Below are 20,470 nucleotides of genomic sequence, written 5' to 3' on the forward strand. Positions count from 1 at the left end.
GCGATCAGCCGGATTCCGTCGACGCCATGCCGTCCGGCGAGACCCATGCCGCCGCACCCACGACTGCCGCCACGTCCACGGCGACCCCGGCCACTCCCGCCGCTTCCGTCGCCTCCGCGGCACACACGGCACCCGCGGCGAGGGGGACGGCAGCAGGCCAGACCATCACCACGAGCGTGACGATCCGGGCCGCGCCCAGCCCGACGGCGAGCCACTTCTGCGCGTCAGTAATGAGGCGGGGGCGCCACCCAGCGTCTGTGATGCTGGGTGGCGACCACGCTCCGACTGGCGAGAACGACTTGAGCGCCACAGTCTCGGCTGGGTCTGCGCCTGGGAAGACGGCTCACTGATCGGCTTCGTCAATGTGGTCTGGGACGGCGGAGTTCACGCCTTCATCCTGGACACGGTGGTCGCCCAGCATCGCCAGGGGACAGGTGTTGGCGCCGCGTTGGTCGCAGCTGCGGCTCACGAAGCTCGTACCGCGAAGTGTGAATGGCTCCACGTTGACTTCGAGGAGCACCTGCGCTCGTTCTATTTCGATGCCTGCGGCTTCAAGGAGACGACAGCCGGTCTGATTGCCTTGTAACACCGCGGGCCAAGCTCTGGGCCAGGCTGCGCAGGACCGAGACGGTATTGACGAGCCCTCACGAGACCCTTGACCCAATCTGCAGAAATCGAAATCGAACTGTTCATGGCTTCGGGCAGCGTGGGCCCCTGCCCAGTTGGACGCTGTTGGGTCCGGGTTGCAGGGGCCCACGGCACAAACGCCGAAAGAGCGCCGGGACCTGCCCTCGACGAGCAGCATCCTGGTCAGCGCGGCCTACCGTCTGTGGTCGGCCTGACGGCCCGACCTCACTTCAGGTGCCGGGTGAAGAACTGGGCCGCGACGTCCCCCGCGAACTGCGGGACGCCGGTGTGCCCGCCCATATTGGCGTGCAGGGACTTCTCCTTGGAGCCGAAGGCGTCGAACAGGTCCAGGGCCGCCTGCCGGTCGTTCCCTTCGTCGTCCCACTGCAGCAGGACGTGCAGCGGAATGGTGACCTGGCGAGCCTCCTCGAACATGGCGCGAGGCACGAAACTCCCGGCGAACAGAGCGGCGGCCGCGATGCGCGGCTCGACCACCGCCAACCGGATGCCGATGGAGATCACTCCACCCGAGTACCCGACCGGGCCGCCGATCTCGGGCAGCGCAAGGAGGGCGTCCAGGGCGGCCTGCCATTCCGGGACCACCTTCTCGACCAGCGGGAGGATGAGGGCGTCGACGATCTCGTCGCTGACCGGCTCGCCGGCCTCCATCGCCCGGCGCAGGTCTGCGCGGGCCTGCTCGGCGGCGGCCCACCGGGGACGGTCACCGCTCCCGGGGAGCTCGATGGTGGCCGCGGCGAAACCCTCCGCTGCAGAGTGCTGGGCTCGGGCCACCAGCCGGGGGTACATCTTGCGCAGTCCGAGGGGAGGGTGGCCGAGCAGGATCAGCGGCGCCGGTGCGGATGCGGGCGTCCACAGGATGCCGGGGATCTCGCCGAGGGTGAATTCGCGCTCAAGGACGCCGTCGTCGAGGCGTTGTTCAGAAGTGAAGTGCATGGTCGTGCCTTTCGGGAGTGCCCAGAAATGGCGCTCCCGGACGACGACCTATCGCCCGACCGTGACCCCGGAGGAGAGCACCCACGTCGATACGTTCACGGGTACCACCTCCTCGTTCTCTCGCACGGCCTCCGGAAACGTACCAGCGGTCGCCGTGGCCGCCAAACGGGTTTTTGCGCGAGGTCCGTGGCCGATGCCATGGAACTGGAACACCACGCAGAACCCCACGGCGAGCAGTGCGAGCGGGGCGAGCGGGGCCGACACCAGGAACGTCCACAACGCGGCGGCCAGGCCCTTGACGACACGGGTGGCGATGCAGCGTGCCGTTGTCGACGGTGCCTTCGAGCAGCGAGGCGGCGGACGTGGTCACCGGCGTCGGGTTCGGTCCAGCGCACGACGATCCTCTCGCATGTCCCTTACCGAGTCCCGTCCCGGGAGGCTGCCTCCGCTTGTCGCCGAGCCACGCTGGACCGCCCGCCTGTGGAGCGTGCTCGCCACCCTGTGCCTCGTGCTCTCACGGGCCACGACCTCGGCCTGGCTACCGGCTCCCTACGGTGGTGGGTCAACGGCCATGTTCTCGGCTACGACGGACTGATGCTGCTCTGCCCGTCCCCGTCACTCCCCCAGCAGTCGGCGCAACCAGCCAAGCCGGGCCGCGCGGGCGTCCACGGAGAGGGCGGCCTGCGGTACAAGGCCGTCGAATCCGTGGAAGCCTCCCGGCCACACATGCAGCTCGGCGATGCCGCCCGCCTGCCAGATGCGGCTCGCGTAGGTGACGTCCTCGTCGCGGAAGGTCTCCGCCGAGCCCACGTCGATGAACGCCGGAGGCAGACCGGACAGGTCGTCCGCACGGGCGGGTGCGGCGTACGGCGAGACGTCGGCCGTGCCGCGCGCCTCACCGAGCAGGGCGCTCCAGCCGGTCTCGTTGGAGGTGCGGCCCCACACGCCCAGACCCGCCATCTGGTGGGCGGACGGGGTGTCGTTGCGGTCATCGAGCATCGGGCACATCAGTATCTGGCCGATCGCGCGCGGGCCTTTGCGGTCGCGGGCCAGCAGGGCCAGGGCCGCGGTGAGCCCGCCCCCCGCGCTGCCGCCCACCAGGATGATGCGGTCCGGGTCGCCGCCGATCTCCTTGGCGTTTCACTCATGAAGTACCGATCCGCGGCGCTACCCTGCTACATCGTGCAGGAGACACGCCTCGACACTGCTCGGATCCGGGCGGCTCGCCGGGTGATCGACCCGGTGTTTCTCGACACTCCGCTCTACCGCTGCGAGGCGCTGGAGCCCGGCCTCGGGTGCACGGTCAGCATCAAACTCGAAACGGCAAACCCGGTCCGCAGCTTCAAGGCCCGCGGCACCGAGGTAGTCGCGAGTCTGCTCGCCGACAGTGACTCGCGAGCCGCGGTGTGCGCCAGCGCGGGCAACCTTGGCCAAGCACTCGCCTGGTCCGGTCGCGGCCGGGGGCTCGATGTCACTGTCGTGGCATCCCGCTTCGCGACCGCGGCCAAGCTTGACCGCATCCGCGCCATGGACGCCAGGTTGGAACTGGTGGACGGCGACCACGAGTTGGCGCGTGAGCGGGCGGCGGCCATCGCGCAGTACGACGGAATCCGGCTGGTCGAAGACAGCCTGGACATCGAGACCTGCGAGGGTGCGGCGACCATCGGCCTGGAACTGCTGGACACCGCGCCGTCGTTCGACACCGTCCTGATCGCTCTCGGCGGCGGGGCGCTGGCCACCGGGGTGGGGCATGTGGTGAAGGCCATGGCGCCCGAAGTCGAGGTGATCTGCGTCCAGCCGCTGGGCGCACCAGCGATGACACACTCGTGGCACAGGCGGCGCGTGGTCACCACCGACTCGACCGACACCATCGCCGACGGCGTCGCCGGCCGACGCCCCATCCCGGCCGTCCTGGACGACCTCCTCCTGGTCGCCGACGACGCCGTCCTGGTCCAGGAGTCGTCGATCATCGCCGGTATGCGGATGCTCCTCGAACACGCCGGTCTCGTCGTCGAACCGTCGGCCGCGCTCGGCGTCGCGGCGATCCTCGAAGACCGTGACCGCTTCGCGGGCCGACACGTGGTCACCATCGTGTGCGGCAGCAACGTCGACATGGACGCCTATCACCGCTGGGTCGGTGCGGCCCCCCTCCACAGATCTTGACCCAGACCACCGACGAGTACGAGTACGGCAACCGCACGAGCTACAGCGGCTGGCAGAACGTCAACTGGCACGGGTACGCCTACCGGACGCGCCACACCAGCATCCGGCGGCTGGACTCGACCTGGGTGTCGGCACGCGGCGCCGGATCGGTCCTGCCCGCTCGTGCTGCCGGCAGGTTGATCCGCGCGGATGGGCGTGCCGGACTGGGCGTCTGCCGCGTGATCCGTCAGTTTGGGGCCTGGGCTCCAGAAGCGGGCTCCGCGCCGGGTGACAGTGCTGTGGGAGACGTGCATGAAGTGGTTGGTCTCGCTGGTCGGTGCCGGGCTCGTCATGGTCAGCATGCGGGACCTGTTCCACACGCTCTGGCACCCCACCCGGCACGGCGGCCTGAGCCGCCTCGTGATGACGGCGCTGTGGCGGCTGGCCCGGCGTTTTCGCGCGCGCAGGCGGGTCGTCGGGCTCGTCGGACCGCTCGCCATGGTGACGGTGGTGGGCATGTGGGCCGGAACCGTCGTCATCGGCTGGGCCATCGTCTACTGGCCGCACATGCCGGAGGCGTTCACGTTCTCCCCCGGTTCCCAGGCGGCACAGGAACCGGCGCTGCTCGACTCCCTGTACCTCTCGCTCGTCACGGTGGCCACTCTGGGCCTGGGAGACATCGCGCCCGGCGAGGCCTGGCTCCGCCTGGTCTCACCGCTGGAGGCTCTCGTCGGCTTCGCCCTGCTGACGGCCACCGTCTCCTGGGTGCTGGAGATCTACCCGGCGCTGACCCGCAGGAGGGTCCTCGCCATCCGGCTGGCGCTGCTGCGCGACGCTGACCCAACGACCGGGCAGCTCGACTCCACCGCAGGAGCCCTGCTACTGGACAGCCTGGCCACCGAAGTGGTGCGCGTCCGCCTCGACTTCACCCAGTACGCCGAGGCGTACTACTTCCATGACGGCGAGGACCACTCGTCACTGGCGGCCATGGTCGGCTACGCCACCGCCCTTGCCGAGCGCGGACAGACAGCGCGACGGCCCGAGGTACGACTGGCCGGTGACCTGCTCGCCGGTGCGCTCGCAGACCTCGCCGCCATCCTTGACCAGCGCTTCCTCCATACGGGAGGAGCACCGGCGGAAGTGTTCGCCGCGTACGCCACCGCCCACGGCCGCGGCCGTGCACCGTCCTGAGCGAGGGCGCACTGCGCGAACGGGGCAAGCCGATCACGATCGACGCCGGGGGCTGTGCCGACCAAGCTCCAGGCAAGGGAAGAGCACAGGATCAGGCGGCTGCCCGTCGGGCAACGCGGACGGCTCAGTCGTAGTGGTGGCAGTCGCCACTGGCCGGCGCCGTGCGGGTGAGGCGAGCGGCGAGAACGGCGATGTCGTCGTCGGCCGAGGTCGGCACGAGGTGGGTGAGGAGGCTGTCGCACAGTCCGTCGAGGGAGGCCGCGGGCTGTGCGAGGTGGTTGGTCAGCTCGGCGAGGCGATCGTCGATGTCGCTGCCTCGGGCCTCGACCAGTCCGTCGGTGTACAGCACCAGCAGGCTGCCCGGGGCCAGCGGGATGTCGGTGGTGGTGAACGAGGTGCTGCCCACCCCCAGCGGGGCGTCGGGCGGCACGTCGAGGAGGCGGACGATGCCGTCGGGAGAGACGGCAACCGGCGGTGGGTGGCCGGCACAGGTGACGTGGCACTGCCCGGACCTGGGGTCGATGACGACGTAGAGGAAGGTGGCGAGCATCGGCTCGGCGAGGTCGTCGAGAGCCGCCTCCAGCTGATGGAACAGCTGCTGTGGGTCGAGGTCGAGCCGGGCCAGGGCCCGAACACTGGCAGACAGCCGCCCCATCACCGCCGCGGCCGCGGTGCCGTGTCCCATGACGTCACCGATGGCGAGCGCGGCCTTGCCATCGGCGAGAGAGATGACGTCGTACCAGTCGCCCCCGACTTCGTTGACGTCGCCGGCGGGCAGGTAGCGGTGGGCCACCTCGATGCCCGGGGGCGGGGTGATGTGCTGCGGCAGCATGCTGCGCTGCAGGACGAGCGCGGTCTCGTGCTCGCGGTGGTAGAGGCGCGCGTTGTCCACGCACACCGCGGCCCGCGCCGCCAGCTCCAGGGCGAGGGCGACTTCATCGTCCGTGAAGGGCCCCGTGGCCCGGCGCCGGTAACAGGCAGCCACTCCGAGGACGACGCCGCGGGCCACTAGCGGGACCATCATGAACGAGTGCACCCCCTGCTCCAGGAGCCGGGCGGGCACGCCCGTGTGGCGAGCGGCCGGGGCGATGGCCTTGGCATCCAGGCGGGCGATGACAAAGGGTTCCCGAGCCGCGAGGGTCTGGGTGTAAGGAGCGGTCGCCGGGAAGGTCATCGTGTGTCCGAGCGGAGCGAGGATGTCAGCAGCGGGCGACCCGGACAGCGGAGCTTTGCCGAGGCGGCGCAGCCTGGCGCCGCCCACCAGGCCGGAGCCGAAGTCGTCCCCGGTGCAGAGGGCGTCCAGGACGTCAACGGTCACGGTGTCGGCGAGGGCAGGTACGGCCACGTCCGCGAGTTCCTGGGCAGTGCGCTCCAGGTCGAGCGTCGTGCCGATCTTGATACTGGCTTCGTTGACCAGGGCGATCCGGCGTCGGCCCGCGGCGGCGGCGAGCTGCGCCTGCTGCTGGGCGGTGATGTCGATGAGGGTGGCGGCCAGGCCGATCGGCCGACCGTCGGGATCCTCCAACCGTACGTATGAGCACGACCACACGCGGTCATGGCCGGGATCGGCTGGGGTACGCCCTGTCCGGCGGAAGTCGAGTACAGGCCGGCCTGTCGCCAGCACCTGCCGCATGGCCTGCTCCATGTCGGCCGCGTTGACGTCGGGGAACAGCTCGACGAGGCGCCGTCCGACATGGGCCGCCTCCGGCAGGCCGTTCATGGCTTCCAGGGCTGGGTTGGCCCTCAAGAAGCGCAGCTGAGTGTCCAGCACGGCAATACCCACCGGAGAGCGAGTGAACAGTCCGTCCCACACCACGGAGGAGCCGCGGATGCGACGCGCGGCATGGGCGTCCGCGGCGAACATCAGCATGGGGGTGCCCCCACTGTGGCGGCCGGGGAGCGGCGCCGCCCAGATCTCCAGTTCCAGCGGGCGCCCGTCACGGTGCCACGCGGTCACCGTGCCCGTCACGCCGCTGCCGGTCGCCGCGCGGTCCCACAAGGAACGGCCCAGGCTCCGGTCGGCTCCCGGATGCAGCAGGTCCACGATGTGGCGGCCCAGCACCTCGCGGGAGGTATAGCCCAGCAGGTTCTGCGCCGTGTCGTCCCAGCGCACGATCGTCCCGTCGTTGCCAGTGGCGACAACCGCCACGGGCCACGCCCCCAGCCAGCCACCCGCATCGCCGGCAGCTCGGCTGGTCACTTCATCGAAGGGCGCCCCTTGCATCGCCTGCATCGCCGCAGTCCACAGTTGCCCTCCACGACCTTGTCACCTTCAGTATGCGACGTACGGGCGTCACGTGCCTGTTCCACGTGCGCGTGACCGCCGCACAGTCAAGTGGACCCGCCTTCAGCCGACCGCGCGCGGCATGTGCGTGATGCCCATGAGGGCACAGCGCAGGACACCGCGGTAATTCACCCTCGCCAACTCGAATCGTCCCCACCACACCGTCCAGACACGGGAGTTGCACCGCTACCTGCGCCGGCGCCACAACGCCCGTAACCCCGACGTCCTAGCCGCTCAACGCCATGAACGCGCCGGGGCCCGCAGCGAGAAGGGCATCCGCTCGGGCGGACGACCGCTCGCTGCCCCGGTGTGATCACTCAGCCGGGTGATCCAGGGCACCTGATCAGCGGGAAAGAGGCCCGTGCACGGTGTGGCCGCGCCGAAGTACCGTGAAGAGCCCGTAGGTTGCGCGCGTGGTCAGTACCTCGCTTCCCCCGCAGGTGTTTCCCCATAGTGCCGAATCCCGCAATCCTCAGGCGTCAAGTGCGCGTTCCTGGTGGGCCGGTGGGTTGTGTGTGGCGGCCCTCTCGCTGGCTGCCTATACGGGGTTTCGGCTGCCGTCGCTCTGGTCCGTGACGCTTCAGACGACGTCGCTGGCCGACGGGTTCCACCGCCGCTTCCTCGTCGCCACCGTGCTCCGCCCGATCGCCGGGTGGGCCGGGAACGCCTACTGGTTCTATGCGGCGTTCTCGTTCGGCATCCTGGCGCTGCTGCTCGCCGTCATCGTCACCACCGTGGTGCGGGCCACGACGCCGGTCCGGCGATGGCTGCCAGTGGCGTTCTTCCTTCTCCCGGCGGGCGGCTACCTGTTCCATGAGGTCGGCTACCTCGACCAGGTCCTGTTCCTTCTGCTGTTTGTCGCTCTGTGGCTCGGCTGCCGCGGCTGGTGGTGGACGGGGACGCTGGTGATGATGCTGGCGCCGATGGCCCATGAGATCAGTGCGCTGACCGTGATCCCGGTGTGGCTGCTGGCCGTGTGGCGCTCGTCGCTGCCGACGCGCACCGCGTTCGCGGCAAGCATCCTGCCGGTGGCGGTGAACGCTCTGCTGTTCGCCGTGCCACCTGCGCTGCCGGGAGCGCGAGAACATGTGATCACGCGCATCAGTGGGGGCGGATGGAACTGGCGCGGAGACGCGCTCGCGCTGTTCTTCCGTACGCAGGCAGAGAGCTGGAGTGCTTACGACCCGTGGAACATCGCACTGTTCCTGGCTCCGCTCGCCCTTGCCGTCATGGTGGTGACGGCCGTCGTCGTCGGGCCCGGCCACGACGCGCGCGGCTGGGTGACACGCTCCCTGGCCGTGGGCGCGAGCGGCGCGCCGTTCTTGCTGTCTTTCGGCGGGTGGGATCAGCACCGGTGGGCGTTCTTGCTCTGCGTGAACCTCGCCGTCGTGGCGTGGTTGTGGTGCGACGGTCACGAGAACATGAAGCGTGCGGTGGTCGCACTCGGGCTGGGACTCTTGCTGATCACACATGTGCCGTTGGACTATTTCGACGGGTTCAGGTCCGTGCCGCTGACCGGTACCGCGTTCAAGTCCTACGGGGAGGGAGCGCACCCAGACCCCCGCGGTGGTCCGTTTGATGTGCCGCTTCGCTGATCTTTCCGGCCACGGCGCCAGCTATCCCCGCGGAGTACGCCCGGTCGGCGGGCGGAACAGCACCGTCGGCCGAGCATGGGCGACGAGCATGGCTCCTCACTTCCTCTCGCCGCGTACCGCTGGTCCGACGGCTTCCCTCAGGGTTCCCGCCGCACCACGCACAGGGCCCAGATGACGAAGGCGTACATCGCGATCAGGGCGAGCGACCAGACGGGGTAGTACGGGATCGACAGGAAGTTGGCGATGATCAGCAGTCCCGCGATGCCGACCCCGACGACCCGGGCCCACGTGGCGCGCGAGAAGAGGCCGACGCTCACGCTCATGGCGATCACTCCGAGGGCCAGTTGGATCCAGCCCCAGCTGGTCAGGTCGAACTTGAAGACGTAGTCGGGGGTGGACACGTAGACGTCGTCGTCGGCGATGGCCATGATGCCCCGGAACAAATCCAGGACACCGGCGATGAACAGCAGGATGGCGGCGAAGAGCGTCAGTCCGCCTGCGGTCGCCTCGGCGGTTTCCGAGCGGCGGGTCGTGGACGTGGTCATGGTCGATTCCTCACTTCGTCGGTGAGTGGCAGCACCGAGCGCTGCATCTATGAGCATGTGGGGTGGCCGGGGAAGGGTGATCACCCGTGGCGGGTGAGGTTCGTGAGGCGAATCGCTGGTGCTCTGGGCCCGCCGTGCTTGATGTCATCGATCTGGCGCACGACGCCGGGCAGATCCTCACCCTGCTCGAAGCCGCCCTTGCGCTGGTCCTGTTCAGCGACGCCATGACGGTGCGTCGAACGGGACCCGCGGTCCGGCGGCTTCCTGCCGGGGAGCTACGGCCGCGGGCAGCGTCCGGACGACGGTGAGGCTGAGCATCGCGTAGCCGACGATCCGCCCCGGCGGCTCAGTTCCTCCAGCGTCGGACCCAGGAGGACCACCCCGAAGACCAGCAGGCTGACCGAGGCCAAGAGCCCGCCGAGGCTCTCGGTGAACTCGGCGGTGCGTTCGGGCCCCTCCTGAGGGCCGGTGGCTGTCTCGGTGGCCCGCAATCGACGCAGGGAGAAGCCGCAGGCGAGCGCGGCGCCCCAGGTGGCGATGAAGCCGCTGCCGTCCCGAGGAGACCACGGCCGCGGGGCCGGGAGCTGCCCGAAGGGAACCCGGTCAGGGAACCCGGTCCCGGAGGCCGCCCAGCGGCGGCGCATCACCGCTCGATGACGCCGTGCGCCCAGCCGCGGGCCGACGTACCGGGCCAGGGTTCTGTCACCCGTAAGGGGTGAGGCGGGGCGGACCGTCCGTGACCATGGTGGAGAGGCAACGGTCAGGACTCGGGCCAACGAGGAGAATCTTCATGGCCAAGCCCTCCAAGGGGAAGATCACCCTCGATGGCCGTGACTCGCAGCCGGACGGGGCGCCGTTCCTCGCGTCGAAGGCGACCGAGAACGCCCCGAATGTGCTGGTGATCGCCTGGGACGACGTCGGCTACGGGACGATGGATGGCTTTGGCGGTCCGGTGAAGGCGCCGACCGGCCTGTTGCCGGAACACACCCGGCTCTCCGCGATCAGCCCCCACCGGGAGCCCCCGTTCACCGGAGGCACGACCGACAAGGTCGTCGTCGACGTGTCCGGCGAACGTTACGTCGACCACGAGGCGCAGGTACGCGGCTGGTTCATTGTCGGCTGGGCCCCCACGTGCAGTGAGCCGGAGGAGAGCCTGAGGAAGGGATCTGGAGCAGAAGACATCGAGCTGCCCCTGCTGCCCGGCGGAGGCGAGGAACAAGGAGCGGTGACATGAATCTGGCCTACGACTACCCGGTCCTCGGAGCGTTCTGGACGGTCATGTGGATCTTCCTGTGGGTCCTGTGGATCGTGCTGCTCTTCCGGATCATCGGCGACGTCTTCCGGGACGACACTCTCAGCGGGGCGGGCAAGACCGGATGGCTCATCTTCGTGGTCGTGCTGCCCTTCCTCGGCGTGTTCGTCTACGTCCTGGCCCGCGGCAAGGGCATGGGCAAGCGCGCGGAGCGGCAGGCCCGGGCCCAGCAGCAGGCGTTCGACGACTACATCCGTGAGGCCGCCGGCAGTGGCGCGGGGCCCGGGAATGAGGCGGATCAGCTCGCCAAGCTCTCTGAGATCCGCTCCAAGGGCGACATCACCGACGCCGAATTCCAGCGGGCCAAGGAGAAGATCCTCCACTGAACCGGTGAACCGGGGGAAACGTCCGCCGCGCCGACTGCTCACAGCCGATCGCTCACAGCAGTTGGCGCGGCGCCATGTGATGTCTCCTCAGACACAGGCAAAGGCAACAAGCACATGCTCAGGCGGCCTCGGACGGCAGCTTTCCAGCGCTGACGGCGTCGACCAGCGCCTGGTGGTCCCGCTCGTTCTGGTCGGCGTAGCTCTCGGCGAACGTCACCAGCGCCCGGTCGAAGGAGTCGCCGCCGCCGAGGTACGCGGCGATGGCGATGCGGTCGCCGGACCTGGCGTGGGCGCGGGCCAGCGTCGCACCGCACAGAGCACCGAACGTACGCATGCCCCGCGGCACCATGTCCTCGGCCACGGCGACTCCCTTCCAGTCGCGCAGCTGCCGTACGTAGAAGTCCCGCCGTCGCCCGTCGATCCCCTCGACCCGCTCCCAGCCCAGGAAGATGTCGCTGGTGGCCTGCATCAGCCGCTGCCCGGAGACGACCCGCTCGCCCTGTGTCGGGTACGCGGTGCCTCCGACGTGGGGCGCCAGCACCGACTCGTCGGCCTCCTTGGCCTGGAGGAACAGCGGGTCCTCGCCGTCCCGCCCGAGCAGGAGCACGATCCAGCAGCGGGTGCCCACACTGCCGACCCCGACGACCTTGCGCGCCATGTCGGCCACCCGGTACTGCTCCAGCAGGTACCGCCGGTCCGACTGCAGGGTCTTGCCGTAACGCTCGATCAGCCGGCTGATCTGCTGCTCCAGCCGACCGCGCCGGTCGTCCGGCAGCAGGTCCTCAAGGCGGGTGATGAGCGGCGGATCGGGGGTGATACGGCGCTTGCCGTCGGTGACCTGGGTGAGTTTGTCGAAGACCTGGAGGGTGTCGTGCGAACGCGCCTTGGCCACCGCCTGCGCCCAGCGCTCGCGGCCCCGCGCGGACAGGTCCGCCCCGAACCGATCCCGCACCCAGCCCTCGTCGAACTGCGCGTACCAGACGCCCAGGTTGCCGATCCCGGCGAAGGCGCGCATGTTCTGGCGATAGGACCGCACGGTGGCCCTGACGATCCCGGCGCGCTCCTTGGTGCTGAAGCCGTTCGCCCGGCCAGCGATGACGAGGCTGGCTGCGAGGCGCTTGACGTCCCACTCCCAGGGGCCCGGCAGGGTCTCGTCGAAGTCGTTGATGTCGAACATGAGGCGGCGCTCGGGCGACGCCAGCAGCCGGAAGTTCAACATGTGGGCATCGCCGCACAGTTGGGTCCTGAACCCGGTCCTCGGCGTCTCCGCGAGGTCCGACGCCATGATGGCGGCGGCCCCCCGGTAGAACCGGAACGGTGACTCGGACATCCTCCCGTAGCGGATCGGCACGAGCTCGGGCAGCCGCGTCGCCGACTGCTTCTCGATGATCTCCAGCGGGTCCGGCCGCTTGGGCCCCGGCGCGAACTCCGCGTGGCTGGAGCGGGGTACGTCGGCCCGCGCCGCCTTGCCGAGCGCGGCTCGCTCCTGCGGGGTGCGGTGCCGCAACTCGCGGCCGTCCAGGTGGTTCTCTGTCATGGCAGCGGCTCCAAGGAATGGTCGCCTCCGCGCAGGGCGACGACGGCGACAGCGACCGCGACCGCGACGGGCCATCGATGGTGGATCGACCACTTCGGTGCGCGGCAGATAGTTGGCCCTGGGTTGTGGCCGTGTATTGGTGGCCGTGGGTTGTGTCGCAGCTCTTGCCGCGGCGGAGGGCGGGCCAGGCGCCCTTTCTCGGAGCGTGCTCCGCCTCCGCCGTGTCAAAGGGCTCGTGGCGACAGGACGGCAAGCTCACGAGCTTCCATCCTCAACGTATCCCCGGAAGGGATTCCCAGCGAGCCGAGTCAGTGAGCGGCGGCATCGGCCCCGGATCCGACGGACGGTGCCGAGGCGGCGTCGTCCAGGAATTCGCGGATCGCGAAGCTCACCAGCGTGATCACCGCGGTCCACACCACGACCGCCGTCGTCGGGTAGTTCCAGGTGAACAGCACGACTGCCGCGCCCACCAGAATGGCCACCCCGATCCAGCGCTTGAAACGGTGGACGAACCGCCCGACGGCACCGAGGTGAAGCCCCGCCGAGGTCGTCACGTCGCGCAGGGCACCGATACTCCTGCGGCAACCGGTGCGTGTGAGGGTGGCGATCCGGGACGGGCCGGCGAAGAAGGCGCCGATGGCGGTGAAGAGTGCGACCGCGGCGAGCGCCCGTACGCCGGCGCGCAGGAACTTGACCAGTGCGTCGTACACGGATCCCGCGGCGGCCTGGGACGCCCCTGGCGGCAGATGGTCGAGGTAGACGTCGCGGGCGACGGTGAGGCCGATTCCGAGAACCAGCATGGCGACGAACACGGCCAGTGCGGCCCCGATGAGCGCGTGCCGGCGGTTGAACGCCACGTATACTCCGGCGGCCGCGACCAGCAACGTGATGACGGGCAGCCAGCCGCCGAGGATCTCCAGCACTCTCACATAGGTCTTGATCTCGCCGACATCCTCCGACGCGAACACCACGAAGTCCGTGTGGACGGCCGGGATCTTGGCAGCGGGCGAGAAGCCGGCGTCTACCAGCTGGTCCTTGACGTTGGCGACGATCGGCCCCAGGTCGATGACGACCTTGTTGTCCTCCAGCTTGACCGTGCTGTCGGACTGGCCGGTCAGGGCCTTGTCCAGCGCCGCGTGCGCCCTGCGGTTGGCGTTCACCCAGACCGTCTCGAAGGCACTGCTGGTGACCACCCGCTCGACGGCGCTGTTGACCAGCTGCTTGAGACCGTTCTCGATCGGGCCGTCCAGATCGCCCAGCAACTTGGCCGCCTGGGGCGGGACACCCTGCTGCTCGGCCGCGTCCGTCAGCTGCTTGACCAGCGCGTCGACGTCGACCTGCGCCAGCACGGCGGCGGTGACCCGGTTGGTGACCGCCTTCTGCACATCGGGATCGCTCGCCAGGGGGCCGACGGTGTCGACGTAGCGGTCCGTGTCCTGCACGATGCTGTTCGCCCACACCGCGACGACGGACAGCAGCGACAGCAGCGCGGCGAAAAGGATCAGCAGGGCCGAGCCGAGTGAGCGAAACGGGTGGTGCCGCGGCCTCAGCGACGGCCCGGCGCCCTCCAGGACGTTCACCCGCTGCCGCAGTTCGGCCAACTCGCTGCGCTCCCTGGCCGAGAGCTGTTCATCACCACTGTCGCTCATGGCCATCAGCAGATGCGTGCCGCGCACAGCGCGCGACCTGGGCGAACCCAGGCGGGTGAACGGCGTACCGAAGTGCGACGGCCGCGGTCCGATGCTGCAATTGGTGTGGGTGACGTGGGGGTGTCACAGGGGGACGGCAGCGAGCACCAGGGGTGACACCGTGAGCGACGAACCCGAAGAAGTGGGCGAAGTGGGCCCGATCGACTATCTGGTCGTCGAGTTCCCCGGCAACCGGATGACCGGCGAGGGCTTCCCCATCCTCGTCGATCTCGTGGATCGCGGCCTCATCCGGATCCTGGACCTGATGTTCATCAGGAAGGACGCCGACGGATCCGTGACCGGCATGGAGATCGCCGACCTCACTGGTGACGGCGAACTCGACCTGGCCGTCTTCGAGGGCGCCTCGTCAGGGCTTCTGGGCCAGGACGACATCGAGGAGGCGGCCACCGCGCTGGAGCCCGGCACTTCCGCCGGCATCCTGGTCTACGAAAACCTGTGGGCCGCGCCCTTCGCCGCCGCCCTGCGCCGCGGCGGAGCCAGGATGGTCGCCTCCGGGCGGATCCCGGTGCCCGACCTCGTCGCCGCCCTCGACGCGACCGAGGCCGCTCACTGAACAGCAGACGATGACGCTGACCGACAGCTGACGGCCAGAAGGGAAACAGTCATGCCAGGTCTCCTCCGAGGGGTCGCCCGCACCGCCGTCGTCTCCGGAACAGCGACTGCCGTGTCGAACCGTGTGTCACGCCGACAGCAGGGGCGATGGGCGGCGCAGCAGGGATATGAGGCGCCCGCACCGCAGTCGGCGTACCAGGCCGAACCGCCCGCGGCTGCGACGGCCCCCGACATGTCCAGCAAGATCGAGGAACTGAAGCAGCTCGGCGAGCTCAAGAATCAAGGCGTGCTCACCGAGGCCGAGTTCGAGGACCAGAAGCGAAGGATCCTGGAAACCTGATCGGCCCCTCCCGACCTGTCGGCGGCCCGAGAGATCATCAGGACTGGCAGCCGACTGTACGTGTTCCTCATTCCAGTCCACACGTCCCTCTACCTGCGCGTCTGCGTGCAGACGCAGACGCGCAGCAGGCCCGCGGTGGCGGTACGGCTCAGGCAGCGCGGCCGCGCGTCTGGGACAAGCCCTCGGGTGCGGTGCGCAGCACGCTCCGGAGGGGCTCGTCGGCCTCGTCGCAGACGACGCCTGCCGGGCCGGTCAGGCCGCCGTCGACGACACCGGCGGGCCCACGCGAACCGGGTTCATGGGGATGGAGGCGGCGCAGCGGCCGCACCGCCAGACAGGTCAGCAGCCAGGCGGCGACCAGTGCCCCGACCGGCACGGTCAGGCGCAGCGCCCCGGCCACGATCCCCACGGGAGCGAACGCGACCAACAGCACCGTCGCCACGGTACTGAGGGTCCAGGCGACCCCGGTCAGCAGCGAAATGGCGACCGCTACCGGAACCCCGCCCAGGCTCCAGGCATCGAGGTCCATGTCCGCGTCGAAGCTGTTCACCTCGGCAACCCCCGACGCGACCAGCAGCCAGAAGCAGACGACCACGACGAGGGCGGTGGTGAACAGGATCGTTGGCAGGCCTGTGGCGGCCTCCACGAACGCCCGCACGTCCCAGCCCCTCTCCATGCAGGGCAAGCATCAACGGCGCACGGCTCCCCTGCCGACGGCTCCGGACCGGACACCTGCCGGTGTCCGGCACCGGAACCATCCTCCGTGCTCCCCACACGCCATGCTGCACGACGGCATCCTGTCCCTGCATTGCCGCATCCCGGCAGTGTTCATTAGGGTCTGCATGCCGGTCGACCGCTAAGAACCCGTCATCGGCGCGTCAAGGATGCGGGGGGGACGACGTGACGGACCGGGAGATTCCTGAGCAGTATCTCGAGGGCTACGCCGACATACTGGCCGAGGTCTCGGCCACCGGCCGGCGCCTCACCCGGGACGAGATCGCCTCCCGACATGCCCTGGGGGAACAGGCCGCTGACGCCGGCTTCGGACTGCGCGCTCTCGTCAACGCGCATCTCTCCGCCGCCCGGGCTGCCTGGCCCCACACATCCGACTCGGCCGACGGCGCGCTCGCCGCCGTGCAGCAGGTCATCGACGCCTTCGCCGAAGGCTACGAGCAGGCCCAGCTCGTAGCCGTACGCCAGGAGGAGGCCTCGCGCCGCGAGTTCATCGACGACCTTCTCTACGGCCGCAGCGACCTGGGCCGTCTGGCCGAACGCGCCGAACGCTTCGGTCTGCGCCTGTCCCACGCGCACGCGGTCGCCATCGCACAGGGCCGGGTCTCGTACGAGGAGGGCGCCCCGGTACCTCGACAGGTGGAACGCGCGCTCATCTCCCGCTTCGGCGATCGCAGCATCCTGCTCACCACCAAGGACGGGCGGCTACTGTGCATCGCGCCCGGCCACCAGGACGAGGTGCTCACCTACTTCGCCGCGCAGGCACACGCCGCCACCGACGGCGGCCGCGTCGCCATCGGCCGCCCACAACCCGGCCCCGGCGGGGTCGTACACTCGTACGAAGAGGCCCTGAACACTCTCGAACTGGCAGACCGCCTCGAGCTGGACGACCCGGTCCTGCGCGCTGCCGACCTGCTCGTCTACCCGGTCCTGACCCGTGATCGCCAAGCCATGGCCGACCTCGTACGAAGCGCCCTCGGCCCGCTCACCACAGCCCGCGGCGGCGCCCAGCCCCTCCTGGACACCCTCACCGCCTACTTCGACTCCGGCTGCACAGCCGCCGAGGCCGCCCGCCGCCTCACCCTCAGCGTGCGCGCCCTGACCTACCGCCTGGAACGCATCCACAAACTCACCGGCGCCAATCCCGCGGACCCCGCTCACCGCTACATGCTCCAGACCGCCGTCATCGGCGCCCGCCTGCTGGACTGGCCCGCCAAGGAACTCTGACACCCGGACTGCTCAGCGACATCCGGCCAGGCTCTCGACGGGCAGTCGGTCGCCGTAGGTCTCGCACAGGTCGTCCAGGATCGCGGGGCGGCGGACCGTGGCGGTCATCCGGCCCCCATGGTGCAGGGCATGCTCGGTGCGGTGGCGGCCAGACCGCCGGGGGCGTCAGGAACGAACTAGTGGCCTACGGCCTTGTCAGCAAGGGCGGGCGTGAGTTCGGACTCGACCGCGAGCTGGGCCCACCCTGCCGGACCAGCGGATCGCACGCAGGCGCAAGCGCGGCCACGCCGGCCCCATTCGTCGAACGGCTTCCTGGACTCTCAGCCTCGGAGCGATCCAACCGCTCAAAGGCCATACTGTCAGGCCTCCTTGGGCAGGGCGGTTTTGTCGCGGTCCAGCCAGAGCAGGAGGAGACCGAGTGTGCAGGCGAGTACCGGCCAGTAGATGTAGCGGTAGTTCGTCGCAGGCATGATGGGCAGGTAGCCGAGGATGTAGGCCGCTGAGCTGATGCCCAGCGCGCGGATCGGCAGGGAGAAGGTTGTCCCTCTGCCCGGACGGACGGCGAGCACGAGCGCCGCGGCGAGCCAGAACCATCCCCGGAAGAGCGGCCGCAGATCCATGACCGCGCGGCTGACGTACAAGTCGAGCGCATCTTCCAGCCAGGGGTGGGCCACCTTTATCCCCAGGTCGTTACTGCTGACCCCCGGATGGTACGGATAGCCGGTCTCAAAGAGCAGGGCTGCAAAGAGCCGCAGCCGGTACTGGAGATAGCCGGGGACGTGCCCGCTCATCTCGCGCAACCACAGGGACGTGATCTGGCCCGAGTCCCCGGTCAACCCGTCCGCCGGGCGTTCGTAGCAGGCCCAATAGGCGTCCGACAGGACGCCATTGCGGTCACACTCTTCCGCAGCGGCCACCAGGCGGTCCCGAAGGTCCGGTGGTACGTTCGCCGACCGCAGTTCCTCCACAGTCAGGACGTGGACCAGATCGTCGAGCATGATCTGCGCGCCTTGTTTCGTCTGTACGGGCCGGGCGATCAAGGAGATCGCGGCGGCGGGCAGGACGAGCCCGGCCACGAGGACCGCTGTGCATGTGGCCCACATGCGGCGCCCGGGGGCCGGCCACAGTGTGAGGACGAGGAGGACGAACACCGGAATCGCGGCGACGAACGCGTTCTTGCGCACGAGCATGGCGTAGGCGAGGAAGACCACACCCAGCGAGAGCAGAGCCCAGCGCATCGCGGTGGGAGGCCGGCTGTCTCGCAGCCGCAGTCCGACGAATGCCACCGCGCAGGCGGCGAGCAGCGCGACGGCCGCGTGGACGTCCTTCCACACCACGCCAACGAACGTCAGGACCGGGGGAGTCAGACCGAGACCGAGGACGGCGAGCGAACCCGAACGGCTTGCGGTCAGTCCCCAGACGCACCAGGCCACCACCCACAGAGCACCCCAGAAAGTGACGGACTGCAGGACGGCCATCGACGCGGGCGTGCCGGTGACAGCGATGAGCGCACGCCACACCAGGCTCAGCACGGGCGGATGCCAGTCAGTCAGTGGCGTCTTGCCCATGGCCTGCCGGAGTTGGTCGATGCTGTCGGGACTCATGTACCCGGGAGCGAAGACGACGGTCGTGACCAGGCAGCACGCCGCGGCAAGAACGGCCAGCCCCCAAGGCCAGAGCCTTTCACCCCCAATACGCACGCTTTGTCCCATATGGCGGATGCTAGCAGCGGCGACGGGACCGTCCGGATCAGGGCGCAACGAAGACGTAGCGCCGGTAGGCGAAGAAGCGGAACAGGGTGGCAAGGACCCAGCCGAAGAGGCGGGCGGCGTTGTCGCTGAGCACCGATTCCAGTCCGAGCAGATGCCGTGAGGCAAAGACCGTACCGGCAGTAATGGCGACACCGACGATATTCGCGAAGAGGAACAGGGTCAGTTCCTGAGTCACCTTTTCGCGATGCCGGTGGGAGTAGGTCCAGTAGCGGTTCCCCACCCAGCTGAAGAGCGTCGCAGCGCCCGTCGCGATGACGGACGCCTGGACGGGGGCGGCCCGCATCACCCCACCCTGCGCGCCGCCGGGGGGCCCGAAGACCAGCAGGTTGTAGCCACCGTTGTCCACGACGAAGGCCAGTGCCCCAACCGCCCCGAACTTGGCGGCCTCACGCCAGACGCCACGGACGGTGTCACGCACACGCAGCATCACAGATGCGAGGACCGACACACGGCGACAGTAACGACCCGGCGCGTCCTCACCTCCCAGACGCGCCCGTACCGCATTATTTCCTATCGTATTCGGCGCCGATTCGGAGAAGGAGTGGCCGTGGAACCCACCATCGCGTGCGTCGTGCCGTGCCACAACGAGGAGGCGGCCGTAGGCAAGGTGGTGCACAGCCTGAGGGCTGCCCTCCCCGAGGCCGACATCTATGTGTACGACAACGCTTCGACCGACCGCACGGTGGAGGCCGCCCGCGAGGCAGGGGCGATCGTCCGGCAAGAGCCGCGCAAGGGAAAGGGCAACGTCATCCGGCGTGCCTTCGCCGATGTCGACGCCGACGTCGTGCTCATCATCGACGGTGACGACACCTACGACGCGTCCCGAGCCCGTGACATGGTGGACCTGCTCTTCGAGGGACCGTACGACCAGGTGGTCGGCGCCCGCCGCGAGACGATCAGCGCCGCGTACCGGGCCGGGCACGCGATGGGCAACAAGCTGCTCACGGGTGCGGTGCGATCCCTGTTCGGCAATGACGTGACCGACATGCTGAGCGGCTACCGGGTCTTCTCGCGACGCTTCGTCAAATCCTTCCCGGCGCTGGCCCGCGAGTTCGAGACCGAGACCGAGATGACCATCCACGCCCTCCACCTCCGGCTCCCCACGGCGGAGGTGGAGGTGGACTACCGAGTCAGGCCCGCCGGGAGCGAAAGCAAACTGCGCACATGCCGGGACGGCTGGCGCATCCTGCGCGTCATCCTCGATCTCACGCGGCGCGAGCGGCCCTCGCTCGTCCACACCGTGGCCGCAGGTCTACTGGCCCTCGTGTCGCTCATCCTCGGCCTCCCGGTCATCGCCGACTTCATCCGCACGGGCACCGTGCCGCGCATCCCCACTGCGATCCTCGCCGCCGCGATCATGACGATCGCGACGCTCGTCCTTCTCGTGGGGTACATCCTCGAGTCACTCATGCACATGCGTCAGGAACAGACCCGGCTCGTACACCTCGCCTACACAGCGCCAGTCCGCACCCCGCGCTACACCAGTCAGGGGTCCAGCACGGGCCCCCTGACCGTCGGGACCACCCCCAGCAACTCCTGACACGCCCGGGAACCTCGACACTCACCGTGCGATGATCCGGCCGCCGACATCAAGGCCGCCGTCGCACACGCCGATGCCCGGGCGG

General features: G+C 69.3%; 20 protein-coding genes and 2 pseudogenes. 11 read left to right on the forward strand and 11 right to left on the reverse strand.

The window, feature by feature from the left end:
• Window positions 1–4 precede the first annotated feature (4 nt).
• A complete protein-coding gene (locus AB5J49_RS03130; protein ID WP_369166931.1) occupies window positions 5–166 on the reverse strand; it encodes a hypothetical protein in 162 nt (53 codons plus the stop codon).
• Window positions 167–217: 51 nt separating this feature from the next.
• Here AB5J49_RS03130 and AB5J49_RS03135 point away from each other — a divergent pair, with 51 nt between their 5' ends.
• Window positions 218–586 carry a GNAT family N-acetyltransferase gene (locus AB5J49_RS03135; protein WP_369175027.1) on the forward strand — a complete coding sequence of 123 codons (369 nt, stop codon included), beginning with the start codon at window positions 218–220 and terminating at the stop codon, window positions 584–586.
• Between the two features lie 266 nt (window positions 587–852).
• Here AB5J49_RS03135 and AB5J49_RS03140 read toward each other — a convergent pair whose 3' ends face one another.
• Together AB5J49_RS03140 and AB5J49_RS03145 are read right to left on the reverse strand one after the other, a co-directional pair.
• The gene (locus AB5J49_RS03140) at window positions 853–1,581 is read right to left on the reverse strand and encodes an alpha/beta hydrolase (RefSeq protein ID WP_369166932.1); all 729 of its coding nucleotides are present in this window, start codon (window positions 1,579–1,581) and stop codon (window positions 853–855) included.
• Window positions 1,582–2,196: 615 nt separating this feature from the next.
• Window positions 2,197–2,721 (reverse strand): annotated as a pseudogene (locus AB5J49_RS03145) (alpha/beta hydrolase fold domain-containing protein); the annotation flags it as partial.
• A 42-nt stretch (window positions 2,722–2,763) separates the two neighbouring features.
• On the opposite strand from AB5J49_RS03145, the gene AB5J49_RS03150 reads away from it, so the two are divergent.
• Together AB5J49_RS03150 and AB5J49_RS03155 are read left to right on the forward strand one after the other, a co-directional pair.
• Window positions 2,764–3,744 (forward strand): threonine/serine dehydratase, encoded by a 981-nt coding sequence (locus AB5J49_RS03150; protein WP_369166933.1) that lies wholly within the window; start codon window positions 2,764–2,766, stop codon window positions 3,742–3,744.
• A 291-nt stretch (window positions 3,745–4,035) separates the two neighbouring features.
• Entirely contained in the window at window positions 4,036–4,914 is an 879-nt protein-coding gene (locus AB5J49_RS03155) for a potassium channel family protein (protein WP_369166934.1), read from the forward strand.
• A 124-nt stretch (window positions 4,915–5,038) separates the two neighbouring features.
• Here the strand turns inward: AB5J49_RS03155 and AB5J49_RS03160 are convergent, their stop codons facing one another.
• The gene (locus AB5J49_RS03160; RefSeq protein ID WP_369166935.1) at window positions 5,039–7,114 is read right to left on the reverse strand and encodes a SpoIIE family protein phosphatase; all 2,076 of its coding nucleotides are present in this window, start codon (window positions 7,112–7,114) and stop codon (window positions 5,039–5,041) included.
• Between the two features lie 205 nt (window positions 7,115–7,319).
• Here AB5J49_RS03160 and AB5J49_RS03165 point away from each other — a divergent pair.
• Together AB5J49_RS03165 and AB5J49_RS03170 are read left to right on the forward strand one after the other, a co-directional pair.
• Window positions 7,320–7,511 (forward strand): annotated as a pseudogene (locus tag AB5J49_RS03165) (IS630 family transposase); the annotation flags it as partial.
• A 259-nt stretch (window positions 7,512–7,770) separates the two neighbouring features.
• Entirely contained in the window at window positions 7,771–8,793 is a 1,023-nt protein-coding gene (locus AB5J49_RS03170; RefSeq protein WP_369166936.1) for a hypothetical protein, read from the forward strand.
• Window positions 8,794–8,930: 137 nt separating this feature from the next.
• Here AB5J49_RS03170 and AB5J49_RS03175 read toward each other — a convergent pair whose 3' ends face one another.
• Both AB5J49_RS03175 and AB5J49_RS03180 read right to left on the reverse strand, forming a co-directional pair.
• Window positions 8,931–9,338 carry a hypothetical protein gene (locus AB5J49_RS03175; protein WP_369166937.1) on the reverse strand — a complete coding sequence of 136 codons (408 nt, stop codon included), beginning with the start codon at window positions 9,336–9,338 and terminating at the stop codon, window positions 8,931–8,933.
• 275 nt (window positions 9,339–9,613) lie between these two features.
• Window positions 9,614–9,982 carry a hypothetical protein gene (locus AB5J49_RS03180; protein ID WP_369166938.1) on the reverse strand — a complete coding sequence of 123 codons (369 nt, stop codon included), beginning with the start codon at window positions 9,980–9,982 and terminating at the stop codon, window positions 9,614–9,616.
• A 146-nt stretch (window positions 9,983–10,128) separates the two neighbouring features.
• On the opposite strand from AB5J49_RS03180, the gene AB5J49_RS03185 reads away from it, so the two are divergent.
• Both AB5J49_RS03185 and AB5J49_RS03190 read left to right on the forward strand, forming a co-directional pair.
• Window positions 10,129–10,572 carry a hypothetical protein gene (locus AB5J49_RS03185; protein WP_369166939.1) on the forward strand — a complete coding sequence of 148 codons (444 nt, stop codon included), beginning with the start codon at window positions 10,129–10,131 and terminating at the stop codon, window positions 10,570–10,572.
• Complete coding sequence (locus tag AB5J49_RS03190; RefSeq protein WP_369166940.1) at window positions 10,569–10,976, forward strand: SHOCT domain-containing protein; 408 nt, start codon at window positions 10,569–10,571, stop codon at window positions 10,974–10,976. Before AB5J49_RS03185 ends, AB5J49_RS03190 begins: the two co-directional genes overlap by 4 nt.
• Window positions 10,977–11,094: 118 nt before the next feature.
• Here the strand turns inward: AB5J49_RS03190 and AB5J49_RS03195 are convergent, their stop codons facing one another.
• Complete coding sequence (locus AB5J49_RS03195) at window positions 11,095–12,513, reverse strand: DUF2252 domain-containing protein (RefSeq protein WP_369166941.1); 1,419 nt, start codon at window positions 12,511–12,513, stop codon at window positions 11,095–11,097.
• Between the two features lie 308 nt (window positions 12,514–12,821).
• Window positions 12,822–14,162: a hypothetical protein gene (locus AB5J49_RS03200; protein ID WP_369166942.1), complete on the reverse strand. Its 1,341-nt coding sequence runs from the start codon at window positions 14,160–14,162 to the stop codon at window positions 12,822–12,824.
• A 160-nt stretch (window positions 14,163–14,322) separates the two neighbouring features.
• Here AB5J49_RS03200 and AB5J49_RS03205 point away from each other — a divergent pair, with 160 nt between their 5' ends.
• Window positions 14,323–14,775, forward strand: coding sequence for a DUF6325 family protein (locus AB5J49_RS03205; protein ID WP_369166943.1), 453 nt, complete (start codon window positions 14,323–14,325; stop codon window positions 14,773–14,775).
• Between the two features lie 51 nt (window positions 14,776–14,826).
• Entirely contained in the window at window positions 14,827–15,114 is a 288-nt protein-coding gene (locus AB5J49_RS03210; protein ID WP_369166944.1) for an SHOCT domain-containing protein, read from the forward strand.
• Between the two features lie 148 nt (window positions 15,115–15,262).
• Here AB5J49_RS03210 and AB5J49_RS03215 read toward each other — a convergent pair whose 3' ends face one another.
• Window positions 15,263–15,790, reverse strand: a complete 528-nt coding sequence (locus AB5J49_RS03215; RefSeq protein WP_369166945.1) for a hypothetical protein — start codon at window positions 15,788–15,790, stop codon at window positions 15,263–15,265.
• Window positions 15,791–16,014: 224 nt separating this feature from the next.
• Here AB5J49_RS03215 and AB5J49_RS03220 point away from each other — a divergent pair, with 224 nt between their 5' ends.
• Window positions 16,015–17,073: a PucR family transcriptional regulator gene (locus AB5J49_RS03220; RefSeq protein ID WP_369166946.1), complete on the forward strand. Its 1,059-nt coding sequence runs from the start codon at window positions 16,015–16,017 to the stop codon at window positions 17,071–17,073.
• Window positions 17,074–17,432: 359 nt separating this feature from the next.
• Here AB5J49_RS03220 and AB5J49_RS03225 read toward each other — a convergent pair whose 3' ends face one another.
• Both AB5J49_RS03225 and AB5J49_RS03230 read right to left on the reverse strand, forming a co-directional pair.
• A complete protein-coding gene (locus AB5J49_RS03225; protein ID WP_369166947.1) occupies window positions 17,433–18,785 on the reverse strand; it encodes a hypothetical protein in 1,353 nt (450 codons plus the stop codon).
• A gap of 37 nt (window positions 18,786–18,822) precedes the next feature.
• Window positions 18,823–19,272, reverse strand: a complete 450-nt coding sequence (locus tag AB5J49_RS03230) for a GtrA family protein (RefSeq protein ID WP_369175028.1) — start codon at window positions 19,270–19,272, stop codon at window positions 18,823–18,825.
• Between the two features lie 114 nt (window positions 19,273–19,386).
• On the opposite strand from AB5J49_RS03230, the gene AB5J49_RS03235 reads away from it, so the two are divergent.
• Window positions 19,387–20,385 carry a glycosyltransferase family 2 protein gene (locus AB5J49_RS03235; RefSeq protein ID WP_369166948.1) on the forward strand — a complete coding sequence of 333 codons (999 nt, stop codon included), beginning with the start codon at window positions 19,387–19,389 and terminating at the stop codon, window positions 20,383–20,385.
• Window positions 20,386–20,470: the final 85 nt, after the last annotated feature.

The organism is Streptomyces sp. R28, from assembly GCF_041052385.1.
Taxonomy (GTDB): Bacteria; Actinomycetota; Actinomycetes; order Streptomycetales; family Streptomycetaceae; genus Streptomyces.

Coding starts and splice junctions, on each gene's coding strand:
- AB5J49_RS03130 (WP_369166931.1), bottom strand. CDS start 166: ATGGTCTGGCCTGCTGCCGTCCCCCTCGCCGCGGGTGCCGTGTGTGCC.
- AB5J49_RS03140 (WP_369166932.1), bottom strand. CDS start 1,581: ATGCACTTCACTTCTGAACAACGCCTCGACGACGGCGTCCTTGAGCGC.
- AB5J49_RS03155 (WP_369166934.1), top strand. CDS start 4,036: ATGAAGTGGTTGGTCTCGCTGGTCGGTGCCGGGCTCGTCATGGTCAGC.
- AB5J49_RS03175 (WP_369166937.1), bottom strand. CDS start 9,338: ATGACCACGTCCACGACCCGCCGCTCGGAAACCGCCGAGGCGACCGCA.
- AB5J49_RS03180 (WP_369166938.1), bottom strand. CDS start 9,982: ATGCGCCGCCGCTGGGCGGCCTCCGGGACCGGGTTCCCTGACCGGGTT.
- AB5J49_RS03185 (WP_369166939.1), top strand. CDS start 10,129: ATGGCCAAGCCCTCCAAGGGGAAGATCACCCTCGATGGCCGTGACTCG.
- AB5J49_RS03190 (WP_369166940.1), top strand. CDS start 10,569: ATGAATCTGGCCTACGACTACCCGGTCCTCGGAGCGTTCTGGACGGTC.
- AB5J49_RS03195 (WP_369166941.1), bottom strand. CDS start 12,513: ATGACAGAGAACCACCTGGACGGCCGCGAGTTGCGGCACCGCACCCCG.
- AB5J49_RS03200 (WP_369166942.1), bottom strand. CDS start 14,162: ATGAGCGACAGTGGTGATGAACAGCTCTCGGCCAGGGAGCGCAGCGAG.
- AB5J49_RS03210 (WP_369166944.1), top strand. CDS start 14,827: ATGCCAGGTCTCCTCCGAGGGGTCGCCCGCACCGCCGTCGTCTCCGGA.
- AB5J49_RS03215 (WP_369166945.1), bottom strand. CDS start 15,790: ATGGAGAGGGGCTGGGACGTGCGGGCGTTCGTGGAGGCCGCCACAGGC.
- AB5J49_RS03225 (WP_369166947.1), bottom strand. CDS start 18,785: ATGGGACAAAGCGTGCGTATTGGGGGTGAAAGGCTCTGGCCTTGGGGG.
- AB5J49_RS03230 (WP_369175028.1), bottom strand. CDS start 19,272: ATGCTGCGTGTGCGTGACACCGTCCGTGGCGTCTGGCGTGAGGCCGCC.